The organism is Enterococcus sp. AZ129 (assembly GCF_051714505.1).
Taxonomy (GTDB): Bacteria; Bacillota; Bacilli; order Lactobacillales; family Enterococcaceae; genus Enterococcus; species Enterococcus faecalis.
The window spans coordinates 297465-309247 of record NZ_JBIORY010000001.1; the positions used below are offsets into that span (position 1 = coordinate 297465).

General features: G+C 37.9%; 12 protein-coding genes and 1 other annotated feature. Of the genes, 9 read left to right on the forward strand and 3 right to left on the reverse strand.

What is annotated here, in order from left to right; all coding sequences use genetic code 11:
* Positions 1 to 3 precede the first annotated feature (3 nt).
* Positions 4 to 519, reverse strand: a complete 516-nt coding sequence (locus IGJ90_RS01520; RefSeq protein WP_025186535.1) for an HdeD family acid-resistance protein — start codon at positions 517 to 519, stop codon at positions 4 to 6.
* A gap of 192 nt (positions 520 to 711) precedes the next feature.
* On the opposite strand from IGJ90_RS01520, the gene IGJ90_RS01525 reads away from it, so the two are divergent.
* The 6 genes from IGJ90_RS01525 (at position 712) to IGJ90_RS01550 (ending at position 6069) form a co-directional block, all read left to right on the forward strand.
* Positions 712 to 1398, forward strand: coding sequence for a DUF969 domain-containing protein (locus IGJ90_RS01525; protein WP_002355265.1), 687 nt, complete (start codon positions 712 to 714; stop codon positions 1396 to 1398).
* Positions 1395 to 2339, forward strand: a complete 945-nt coding sequence (locus IGJ90_RS01530) for a DUF979 domain-containing protein (protein WP_002355267.1) — start codon at positions 1395 to 1397, stop codon at positions 2337 to 2339. The genes IGJ90_RS01525 and IGJ90_RS01530 overlap by 4 nt, the downstream gene beginning before the upstream one ends.
* Positions 2340 to 2354: 15 nt before the next feature.
* Positions 2355 to 2996: a pyroglutamyl-peptidase I gene (pcp, locus tag IGJ90_RS01535; RefSeq protein ID WP_153854057.1), complete on the forward strand. Its 642-nt coding sequence runs from the start codon at positions 2355 to 2357 to the stop codon at positions 2994 to 2996.
* Between the two features lie 136 nt (positions 2997 to 3132).
* Positions 3133 to 3308: a binding site (T-box leader), on the forward strand.
* A gap of 89 nt (positions 3309 to 3397) precedes the next feature.
* Entirely contained in the window at positions 3398 to 4843 is a 1446-nt protein-coding gene (nhaC, locus tag IGJ90_RS01540) for a Na+/H+ antiporter NhaC (protein WP_002383673.1), read from the forward strand.
* Between the two features lie 151 nt (positions 4844 to 4994).
* Positions 4995 to 5429: a MarR family winged helix-turn-helix transcriptional regulator gene (locus tag IGJ90_RS01545; RefSeq protein WP_002362972.1), complete on the forward strand. Its 435-nt coding sequence runs from the start codon at positions 4995 to 4997 to the stop codon at positions 5427 to 5429.
* Between the two features lie 4 nt (positions 5430 to 5433).
* Positions 5434 to 6069 (forward strand): nitroreductase family protein, encoded by a 636-nt coding sequence (locus IGJ90_RS01550; RefSeq protein WP_002358386.1) that lies wholly within the window; start codon positions 5434 to 5436, stop codon positions 6067 to 6069.
* A gap of 42 nt (positions 6070 to 6111) precedes the next feature.
* On the opposite strand, the gene IGJ90_RS01555 is transcribed toward IGJ90_RS01550, so the two are convergent.
* Positions 6112 to 6945 carry a Cof-type HAD-IIB family hydrolase gene (locus IGJ90_RS01555; RefSeq protein ID WP_002366092.1) on the reverse strand — a complete coding sequence of 278 codons (834 nt, stop codon included), beginning with the start codon at positions 6943 to 6945 and terminating at the stop codon, positions 6112 to 6114.
* Positions 6946 to 7128: 183 nt separating this feature from the next.
* Between IGJ90_RS01555 and IGJ90_RS01560 the strand changes: the two genes are divergently transcribed.
* Genes IGJ90_RS01560 through IGJ90_RS01570 form a run of 3 tightly spaced genes read left to right on the forward strand, consistent with a single transcriptional unit; the run spans position 7129 to position 11346 of the window.
* Positions 7129 to 8877, forward strand: coding sequence for a PTS transporter subunit EIIC (locus tag IGJ90_RS01560; protein ID WP_010818670.1), 1749 nt, complete (start codon positions 7129 to 7131; stop codon positions 8875 to 8877).
* On the forward strand, positions 8868 to 10901 hold the full coding sequence (locus IGJ90_RS01565) for a BglG family transcription antiterminator (protein ID WP_002366094.1): 2034 nt from the start codon (positions 8868 to 8870) through the stop codon (positions 10899 to 10901). Before IGJ90_RS01560 ends, IGJ90_RS01565 begins: the two co-directional genes overlap by 10 nt.
* 10 nt (positions 10902 to 10911) lie before the next feature.
* Positions 10912 to 11346: a PTS sugar transporter subunit IIA gene (locus IGJ90_RS01570; protein ID WP_438767456.1), complete on the forward strand. Its 435-nt coding sequence runs from the start codon at positions 10912 to 10914 to the stop codon at positions 11344 to 11346.
* 256 nt (positions 11347 to 11602) lie between these two features.
* Here IGJ90_RS01570 and IGJ90_RS01575 read toward each other — a convergent pair whose 3' ends face one another.
* Entirely contained in the window at positions 11603 to 11698 is a 96-nt protein-coding gene (locus IGJ90_RS01575; protein ID WP_015543884.1) for a type I toxin-antitoxin system Fst family toxin, read from the reverse strand.
* Positions 11699 to 11783: the final 85 nt, after the last annotated feature.

The window sequence follows — 11783 nt, forward strand, 5'->3', positions numbered from 1 at the left end:
TCGTTAAGCTTTATTTCTAAAATGACCAATAATTTCAATGACACCCATGAAAATCAGGGTAAATCCAAAGACTTGCATCAAAACTAAGAGACTTTTGAAGGGGTTGAAAACTAAAACGGCTCCAGCGATTAAAACCAGAATACTGTAGATAAGCGCGCCTGTTTGACGAGTATTTAAAGCAAAAGTCAATTGAACGAGGCCGTTTATAACAATGCTAATCCCTAATAAAAACGGCAGAATCGAAACGATCACTGGTGCAAAAAATAAAAAGGCTACTGCTAAGACGACAAAGATTAAACCTGTTACGAAACCAAGCCCCCAGCTGCCCGTTTGTTTTTTTATTTTGTAGTCATCATAAATATTAATTAACCCTAAAAGCATCAAATAACCAGCAATTAAATAACCGACGAACTGGAAGAAAGCACCGGGATTAAAGACAATGGCACTTCCGATAACGATAAAGACGGCGTCGCGCAATAGGGTATGGCGCCGAAAATTTTCTCTAAAAGTTTGGAACATAAAAATCCTCCTCAATGTTATTGTTTCTTTTATTCTAGCGGAAAAAAGAAAAAAGTGCGAGTGGTAGCTCTAAAAAGTGTTGGAAACTGTGTCTTTAGAAAAAATAACATTAAAAATTAAAAAAGTCTTACAAATGAGCGAAAATTGGCATATAATGGAAAGTGAAATTTTATTTTAAGAAGGAGAGATTTGATGGATTTATTACCTTTATTAGGCGTATTGATCGTCATTGTCGGCTTCGCATTGAAATTTGATGCTATCTTGATTGTGATGGTTGCTTTAATAGTGACGGCTTTTACTGGCGGGCTTGGTTTGACATCAATGCTAGAAACACTAGGAACAACCTTTGTGAATAATCGAGGCATGGCTATCTTTATTATTATTATGTTAGCAACAGGAACGTTAGAAAGAAATGGCTTGAAAGAGTCAGCGGCTACGTTGATTAAACGATTCAAAAAGGTATCTGCTGGTGTGATTATTGACATTTATGGTGTCTTTCGGATTATCTTCGCCGCTTTTAACGTAAGTTTCGGTGGGGTAGCAGGTTTTGTGCGTCCGATTATTTTGCCAATGGCGTTAGGAACAATTGAATCAAAAAATTTACCAATGGTGCCAGAGTATGAAGAAGAACTAAAAGGGATGGCTTCAGCCATGGAAAATATCTGTTGGTTCTTTGGTCAAGTTCTGTTTGTTGGTGGGGCTGGGGCATTGCTTGTTCAATCAACATTGAAAGATTTAGGCTATGAAGTGACATTAGGTAAATTGGCTTTAGTGGAAGTACCAGTCGCCTTAGTTGCCTTAATTTCGGCAAGTATTTACTTTACTTTAAAAGAAAAAAGATTACGTAAAAAATATTATGGACAGGAGGGACTGAAATGAGTTTTTTCACAGATCCAAGTATTGATTTGAGTGCAAAGTTATTGGAAGTCCTTTATATTTTTATGGGGATTATCTTGTTATATACAAGTTTTCGTAGTTTTCGTGATAAAACCAATCAACATGCGTATGGGACTAGTTTATTCTGGGGGATTTTAGGGATCTTAATTGGTTTTGGTCGGTTTATTCCACCAGTTGCCTGTGGCGTACTTATTTTTGTGATGACAATTCCGGCAATTCTTCAAAAAGTGACAAAAGGAGAAAGTCGCTTACCTTCGAAAGAATACATGGAAAAAATGTCTCAAAAATTAGGAATGAAGATTTTTATTCCCGCACTAAGTATCGGGGTTTTTGCAATTCTTTTTGCCACATTGACTACTTTAGGAGCTTTAGTCGGTGTCGGTGTTGGTGTCTTTGTAGCGATTTTCATCATGATGTTCTTTTCTAAAAATAATACGCCGAAAGTATTTTTTGATGATGCGGCGGAAATGTTAGAAACAGTCGGTCCTCTTAGTACGTTGCCAATGCTATTAGCTTGTTTAGGTGCTGTTTTTACTAGCGCTGGTGTTGGTGAGATTATTTCAAAAGGAGTTAGTGCCGTAGTGCCAGCAGGAAATGTCAATGTAGGGATTATTATTTATGCTGTGGGAATGGTTATTTTTACGGCTATCATGGGCAATGCCTTTGCAGCAATAACCGTGATGACAGTCGGAATTGGTGTGCCGTTTGTCTTTTCTTTAGGTGCAGATCCCGCATTAGTTGGGATGGTTGCCTTAACATGTGGTTTTTGTGGTACACTGTTAACACCGATGGCTGCGAACTTTAATATCGTACCTGTAGCCATGTTGGAAATGAAAGATAAGTACGGCGTCATTAAAAATCAATTGCCGATTGCACTTTTCATGTTAATTTTCCAAATTGTTTATATGATTCTATTCAAATAAGAAAGGATGATCGAAATGAAAGTTGTCGTTACTGGCTTTGATCCATTTGGAGGAGAAGCAATCAATCCTGCCTTTGAAGCAGTCAAAAAATTACCTGCTGAAATTGCAGGAGCTGAAATTATTAAAGTGGAGGTGCCAACTGTTTTTGGCACTAGTGGTGAAAAAGTGGCTGAAGCAATTGAAACCCATCAACCAGATATGGTGATTTGTGTTGGACAAGCAGGCGGCCGTCAAACAGTCACTGTTGAAAAAGTGGCGATTAATTTAGCGGAAGCGCGTATCCCGGATAATGCAGGACAACAACCAAGCGATGTACCGTTGGTTGAAGATGGAGCAACAGCCTATTTTACAAATTTACCGATTAAAGCGATGGTAAAAAATTGTCATGACCATCAATTACCTGCAGCGATTTCTTATACAGCAGGAACCTTTGTATGTAATGATATTATGTATCACTTACTACACTTAATTAACACTAAATATCCAACTATTCGTGGCGGATTTATTCATGTTCCGTTCCTACCAGAACAAACAATTGATAAACCAACGTTTGCTTCTATGTCATTAGAAGCAATCACAGAATCTTTGTTCTATATGATTGAAGCAGCGGTAAAAACGCAAGAAGATATTCAACTACAAGGTGGCACAACCCACTAATTAACAGGCGCTTTCGTGAGAACGGAGGCGCTTTTCTATTTTTACAAAAAGAAAAAGTAATTTTTGTTGGCGTGTGAAAAAATTTTTTATACTATTTTCGTTGACAAGTCGGTTTCTTCTTGGTATATTGAGATTCATAAATTATTAGCCCAGTAGGAAATAGATGTTTTGTTCAGAAAGTCGATGGTTGCTGCGAATCGATCAAGTCTATTTGTGAATTACACTAATAAGTAGTAACAATTACATAATACATAAGCGAGAAGCAAGTAAGCTTCTAATTAAGGTGGTACCGCGGAGAGATTCGTCCTTATTCTTTAAGGATGAATCTCTCTTTTTATGTAGCTTTAGGAGGCGTTTTCAATGAGTTGTGGAGGGGTTATTCGTTATCATAAGATCCTTTAATGTCAGAGTATTCAGAAAAAAGATTAGAGGAGAGTAACGAAATGAAAGAAAAACAGAAAAAGAAGACCGTGAGTGTTCGAGAAGCAAGTATCGTGTTATTAATTATTGTGGCAGCTATTGCGACAGGAGTAATTGGCTTAAAGATATCGCCAAATATTACTATTTTGTTTGTGATTGCATTGATTTTAGGCTACGCAATGTTTCGTAAAGTACCATTTGATCAAATGCATAAAGGGATTGTTGATGGCTTGAAGCCAGGGATTATTCCAATTTTTATTTTCATTTTAGTGGGTGCATTGATTGCCGTTTGGATTCAAGCTGGAATTATTCCAACGATTATGGTTTTTGGTTTTAAAATGATTAGTGTTAAATGGTTTGTGCCGTCAGTTTTTATTGTCTGTGCGATTGTCGGCAGTGCAGTAGGTAGTGCTTTTACAGTGATGTCAACAATTGGAATTGCCTTTTTCGGTATTGGCAGTACCTTAGGGTTAAATCCTGCTTTAGTTGTGGGGGCGATTGTTTCTGGTTCAGTTTTTGGTGATAAAATGTCGCCTTTATCAGAATCAACAAACTTAGCCGCAGCGATTGTTGAAGCGGATTTGTTTAAACATATAAAAAACTTGATGTGGTCGACTGTACCAGCATTTATCGTCTCTTTAATCTTGTTTATGATTTTAGGGCAAACGTACGCGAATACAAGTCTGACAGAAGTAGTTCAAGTTATTCAAGTATTGGAAGACCACTTTACCATTTCCATTTGGTCATTGTTACCATTAGCCTTAATGTTAATCTGTGCCTGGCGCAAAATTCCAGCGATTATCACGATTTTGTTAAACATTATTGTGGCAGTAATTATGATTATTATTCAAAATCCGAAAGTATCGTTGCAGGCATTAGGAAACACGTTGGAAAATGGGTTTGTTTCTCAAACGGGGAACGCACAAATTGATCAATTACTAAGTCGTGGCGGAATTATGAGTATGATGCCGACTGTGGCACTTATTATTCTAACGTTGTCTCTAGGTGGCTTATTAATGGAATTAGGATTGATTTCTGCGGTCATGGAAGTTGTTTCGCAGAAAATGAGCAGTACACCGAAATTGATTTTATCAACGTTATTAACAGGAATTGGCGTAAATATTTTTATTGGTGAACAATTCCTATCGGTTATTTTACCAGGGAATGCCTTTAAAGAAGTTTACAAAAAAGAAGGCTTGGATCCGACTGTTTTAGGCAGAACCTTGGAGGATGGTGGGACGGTTATTAACTACCTCATTCCTTGGGGGATTGCAGGTAGCTTCGTAGCGGGGACCTTTGGCGTACCAACGTTGACTTACTTACCATTTGTTTTCTTTAGCTTATTATCGCCTGTCTTCTCAATGGTCAGTGCATTTACTGGTTTAGGGATTAAGCGGTTATCAGCAGAACCTGTTACCGAAAAATAGATTGATTAAAATAGAACAGTTGATGGGGAATACTGTAGTTTCTCTCTGTCAATTGTTCTATTTTTCTTGTAAAAAAGGTTGCATTTTTAGAAAGAAACAGTTATAGTTGACTAGTCAATTGTTGACGAGTCATCTTTTTAAGGAGGAAACTATGTCGTTATCATTACGGGAAGTCAGCCAATTATTATGTCAGTTAAAGGTATTAGATCAAAAAATTACCAAAGTTTTTGAAGAGCAAGTTGGCTTGAGTTTGACTCGTTATGAGTTGCTGATGATTTTAAAAGAACGTCAGCCGTGTCTTCAAACAGAGATTCAAGAACACTTAAAAATCGATAGTGGTGCGGTCACTCGCCATTTGAAAATTTTAGAAGAGAAACAGTATGTGACACGACAGCGAAATCCAGAAAATAATCGGGAAGTGCTAGTGCATTTAACAGAAAAAGCACAACAAGAACTGCAGCAATGTACAGCCAAGCAACAAACGGTAACAGAAATTATTCCCAGTACATTTACAAAGGACGACTGTCGCCAATTAAAAGAACTTTTGACAAAACTAGATCAAAGCATTACAACGAAAGAGGTATGATAGAATGACAACATATACAACGAATGATTTTTCAGAGATTGTTTTTGGCCGCAAATCGGTTCGGGTGTACGATGAAACCCATAAAATTTCTCATGAAGAAATGTTAACAATGATTCAAGAAGCGACCACCGCCCCTTCTTCTGTTAACATGCAGCCATGGCGTTTTGTCGTAGTGGAAAGTGAAGCAGGCAAAGAAAAATTAAAACCTTTAATTCGCTTTAATACGCGTCAAAATGAAACATCTTCTGCAATGCTCTTAATTTTTGGTGATCTAAACTGCCATGAGCGAGGAGAGGAAATTTACAATCAAGCCTATGCTAGTGGTAAAATGCCTAAGGAAGTGCGGGACCAACAATTAGCAGCCATTATTCCCCATTATGAAAGTTTAAGCAGAGAACAAATGAATGACATCGTAAAAATTGATGCGAGTTTAGCAGCTATGCAATTTATGTTAGTGGCCCGAGCTCACGGATATGAAACAAATCCAATCGGTGGTTTTGAAGCGGAAAAATTAGCCGAAACATTTGGTTTAGATCAAGAGCGCTATGTCCCAGTAATGATTTTATCTGTGGGTAAGGGCATGGAAACTGGTTATGAATCTGTTCGTTTAGCACCAGAAAAAATCACGACATTTGAATAGGCAATAAAAAATGACGGCGTACGCTTGCATCAACCAACGATCTTAAAGAAAGTTGGCTAATGCAACAGCGATGCCGTCATTGTCGTTGGATAAAGTGACTTCCGTTGCGATGCTTTTAAGCTCGTCAACGGCGTTTTCCATAGCAATTCCCGTGCCGGCCCATTCCAACATTGTATAATCGTTGTGACCATCACCAAAAGCAATTACTTCTTCAGCAGTTATGCCTAACTGTAGGGTTAGTTTTTCTAAAGAACGCGCTTTATCAATATTTTTTGCGGTAAATTCAAAATAGAAAGGAGCGGAAAAAGCAGCGGTGACGGTTTCTTTGAAAGGCGCGTAGATGGCCTCATGATATTTTTGTAAATAGGCGGGTTCACCAGCAATTAAAATTTTGTTCAAGGGAAAGTTTAGTCTGGCGGCTAAATCACGCCACTCACATAATTGAAAGTTGCCACCCCGTGATTCATATTCAATAATATTAAAATCACCAGTCTCTAAATGTAAGGTGTTATGAAAAACATCATTGACATACATAAATGTTTCATCATTAATCATTGGAATTACGTCAAATTGTTTCAAATGCTCTAAAATTTGTTGACTCAATGACTTTGAAACTGTCTGATTAAATAGTTGTTGCTGACTGCCGTGATGGGTGACACAAGCGCCGTTATAGGAAAGTAAGTGTCCATTATAATGAGCCATCTCCAATTCATCTGCTAAGGGCCGCATACCGTTAGTCGGGCGGCCAGAAGCCAAAATCAGTGAGAGGCCTTGTTTTTGTGCAGCTACTAATGCTTGTCGCGTTTTTGGTGAAATCTTTTTTTCTGAAGTTAACAAGGTACCATCAATATCCATTACAATTGCTTTGATTGCCATAATTGGCCTCCAATCCGAAGAGTTTCTTTCTTTTAGTATAAAAGTTTTTTCTATTAATGTAAACGGATTCTCTTGTGAGGTGTATAAAAGAATTATTTTACAAAAATCTATACTATTTTTTTGTGAAATTTCATATAATAGAAGTATTCTAATTATCTACATAGAGAGCGAGGGACAAGGAATATGAAGGAAAAAGAAATGCATTCGCTCTTTTTTAAACATAAGTTTGTGAAAGTAACTCCCTATTTACGTCGTTTTGGTCATCGTTTGAGTGGGATGATTATGCCAAATTTGAGTATTTTTATTGCGTGGAGCTTATTGTCTTTGGTGGCTGGCTATACGACTGGAAATCTACGGCTAGCTCTTTCTGAAGTCGAAACGATAATGATTCGAGTTGTTTTACCGATTCTAATTGGTTTTACAGGCGGAAAAATGTTCGAGGAACAACGTGGCGGCGTCGTTGCGGCTATTGCGACAGTGGGCGTGATTGTTTCCACAGATGTTCCACAGTTGTTTGGTGCTATGTTTATTGGCCCTTTAGCAGGATATACTTTCGCCAAAATTGAACAAATTCTCTTACCGAAAGTTAAAGAAGGCTATGAGATGCTGACTAAAAACTTTTTAGCAGGAATTGTGGGAGGACTGCTGTGCTGTTTTGGTATTCTGGTTGTAGCTCCGGCTGTTGAAAGCGCTAGTTTTTGGCTGTATCAATTTTCTTCTTGGTTAATTGAAGCCAATCTTTTGCCATTGGTTCACGTTTTCTTAGAACCCTTAAAAGTGTTATTTTTTAATAATGCGATTAACCATGGCTTATTAACGCCTCTAGGTTTAGAAGGTGCTAGTCAAACAGGTCAGTCCATTTTATTTCTATTGGAAACAAATCCTGGACCAGGCGTGGGCGTTTTGGTTGCTTTTCTGCTGTTTGGGCCTGTAGGACAACGAAAAACAGCAGGAGGTGCCACCATGATTCAACTGATTGGGGGCATTCATGAAATTTATTTTCCGTTTGTTTTAATGGATCCGCGCTTATTTTTAGCAGTAATTGCTGGAGGAATGAGTGGTACGCTTGTTTTTCAAATATTTAATGTGGGGCTAAGTGCTCCAGCTTCGCCAGGTTCATTGGTTGCGATTTTAGCCAATGCCCCGACTGATGCGAGGCTGGCGGTTTTTAGCGGAATTTTTGTTAGCTTTCTGTGCTCTTTTGCAATAGCAAGCTTGTTATTAAAACGTCAACGAGGAATTGAACCAGTTTCAATGATAAAGATGAAGGAGAAGGAGGAAGACCAAGTGGAAACAGTCACACCTAACTATCAGCAAATTTTATTTGTTTGTGATGCAGGAATGGGCTCAAGTGCCATGGGGGCTAGTTTGCTGAGCCGACAATTAAAAGCTGTGGACTTGGAGATACCTGTGACTTACCAGTCCGTTCATCAGATGAAGTGGCAGCCTAAGACATTAGTGGTCATTCAAGCAGAATTGAAACAGTTAGCACAAAAGTACGTCCCAGAAAAGGATATGGTGAGTGTTCAAAATTTTTTAGAAATTAAATCCTATTACCCGCAAGTTTTAGCCAAACTGACTGCTTCTTCTCAAGAGCAATCTTCACTTGGTTCAGAGTCTACTGAAACGAACCCGACAAAACAAATACAGAAGCTTGTTTTTTTATATGCCGAGAATGTTCGAGGATCGCAAACAATGGGAATGGAATTATTGCGGCAACAAGCGGCGAAACAAGGAGTCGCGATTGAAGTATCTAAAGAACCACTGGAAACAGTCTTTTTTACCAAGGAGACAACCTACGTAGTGACTCGTGAACTGGCGCAAGCCTATCATTTAGATCTAACGCAACAAAATTTATACGTAGTTACTAGTTTTTTGAATAAGAAAGAGTATCAAGAATGGCTGGAAGGAGGAGCTGATAGATGTTTTTAACGACAAGAGAAACTGTTCTATTAACGGAATTAGTGAATAGTCCTACCCCCGTTTCAGTAAACCGCATGATGAATTTGTTAAAGGTTAGCCGCCGGACGGTATATCGTGAATTAGAAAATTTAGAAACCTCGCTAGCATCGATGGGCGCGACGTTGGAAAAAGTAGCTCGTGGGCGCTTTTCGATTCAAGCAGATGAAGCAGCGATGACGGAAATTCAGGCTGCTATTTTAGGAGAAGAGACACAGGAACTTTCTACTTTGGCGCGGCAACATGCGATTTTATTGACATTACTTCAAACAAAAGAGCCAGTCTCTATGCATTATTTTCTGGAAACGTATTGTATTAGTAATACGACTTTTTATGCCGATATTAAACAATTAGAAACACGGATTGCTCGGATTCCGTTGACGATTTCTCGGAATCAAGGTTATGAAGTGACTGGTTCTGAAAAATATCGCCGTCTTCTAATGGCGAATATTCTAAGTATGGAAATTAATGAGTACCAATTTTTTCATTTTACCGAATTAACGACAAACGACCATTTTTTCTTTCAGTTTATTCATGCAGAACATTTAGCATTTGCACAAAAAATTGTTCAGCCAGAAGTAGAAACTTTATTTCCAGCATTAAGTGATCGTAAATTACAACATTTGATTTTAATGTTAACAATTGCGATGGATCGGGTCACTGCAGGTTTTTATTTAGCTGATGAGACCTATACTGGGCAGATGAATAAGGCCTTTCTAAATTGTTCTAAACGACTTTTTTCAAAAGTCGCTGCTGAAACGAAACAACTATACGCTGTCAGTGAGATTGTTTTTTTTGCTAGCTTATTAAGTGATTTTTCTAATTCTTTTGATGAAGATTTTTTTGATGAACATTTTGACACTCAGCTGGCTTATGAAGTGAAACAACTGATTGAAGCAGTAAGTCAAGAAACGGAAGTTAATTTTTTCGAAGATACCAATTTGTATAAAATGTTGTTGACGCATTTATCAGGTGTTTTTTCTCGGGCGGTTTTACAAGAAGAAGATTTAACGAATCCCATTTTAGAACGGATTATGAATCAATATCAAGAAATAGCTGCGGCTTTACGCCAAGCGTTGCCGCAAATTTTTCCGCAAAAGAATTTATCGGAAGAGGAAATTGCCTACATGGTACTTCATTTTGCCAATTCTTTAGAACGGAGTCCCAAAATTATGGAAGTTGATATTGCTGGTTTTTCTCCTAGCGGTTTGGCTTCGACAAGTATGCTGGAAATGCGATTACGGCGCTACTTTCCTTTTATCAATCAGATTCATTTTTTTCGGATTGCGGATTTAGGTAAGGTGAATGTTGAGGAAAACTATGACTTAGTGATTTCCACTTCGTTATTACCAGGATACAATGGCAAATATAAATTGATCTCACCGTTACTTTTAGACGATGAAATCCGTCAATTGAAAGAAGAGTTTAAGCGGATTAGTCACGAAAAACGCTCGCTTAGGAAAGCGCCTGTGAAAAAAACAGGTGGCGAAGAAAGCTACGAAACAGTGGTCGCTTTCATGGAAGAAATTAGTAAACTATTAGAAACATTTTTCATAGCAGATTTAAATAATCAAGCGGATTTAGCAGAAACCGTTCAACAAGCTCTCGCGCAACTTTCCGCAGATTTAATCACCGATAGTGCAATCGTCTGTCAGCAATTGATGAAACGTTACGAGCAAGCGCCTATTGGGATTCCTCAGACGGAAATGGCCTTATTCCATACCTCAAGTACAGCAGTGACACAGCCTGTTTTTTGTATTTTTAATCTGGCCCAGCCACTTATGATTGAAGGGATGGATAAAAAGCCGATGCAGTTACAACGTATGTTACTCATGCTAGCGCCGATGCCGATTGATGAAACAATCGGGAAAATTTTAGGGAAAATCAGTGGTGCGATTATTATGAATGATTTAAATACAGAAATTTTTCATTCAGGAAATGAAGCCATTGTTTATCAGTTGCTTTCGTCATTATTAATTGAAGAAATGAAAGGCTAGGTGTTGAGAGATGTTTGAAATTACAGCGGAGCAAATAATGTTGAATCAATCGTATGCTAGTTGGGAGGAAGCACTTGCAGCTTCTGGTGAATTACTGCTAAAAAATCAGTTGGTCACGCCTGACTATGTCAAAGCAATGTATCAACGTCAACAAAAAGTCAGTGTTTATATCGGTAACTTCGTGGCATTACCTCATGCGGAAGGACAAGATGAACAAGTTTTAAAAGAAGGGATTTGCTTTATTCAAGTGCCTGATGGGGTCAACTTTGGTACGGAAGCAGATCGAAAAATAGCTACTTTGTTATTTGTCGTTGCTCTAAAAAGTCAAAGGCAATTAAGCATGCTTCAAGAATTAGCTTTTTTCTGTTCAGATCTCGAAAACATTCAGCAGCTCAGTGATTGTCAAACAATAGATGAAGCACAAAAAATTCTGGCTCAAGCCTAAAGTTACGTCTGGAAAAAATCAATTCATTCTGAAATATTCAATAATTATTGAAATAATTTTATATTAAAAAAATAAAATATTTTAATTTAAGAGGTTAAACAAAAAAGATAAGAAGATTCCTTGACAAAAAATAGGACCTATGATAAATTTAAGGTAACTTGTGACAAAGTCGTGCATGGATGCACTAAAAAGACACCCTATTGTGGTAGGGTGTCTTTTTTTGCTGTTTAGACAGCAGCGGTTGGAAGCAACTTGTTTATTCCTCGTTCTGTTTTTCCAACCAAATGGTTACAAGTTTCAGGACAATCCCGACAAAAATCGGCACAAGAATTTTTGTGACAATCTCGTACATGTGATGCACCTCCTTTCGAGGCAAGTCGCCAATTTGAGTATAGCATAAAAAGTTGTTCATTTATTAATGAAATTATTATAAATGA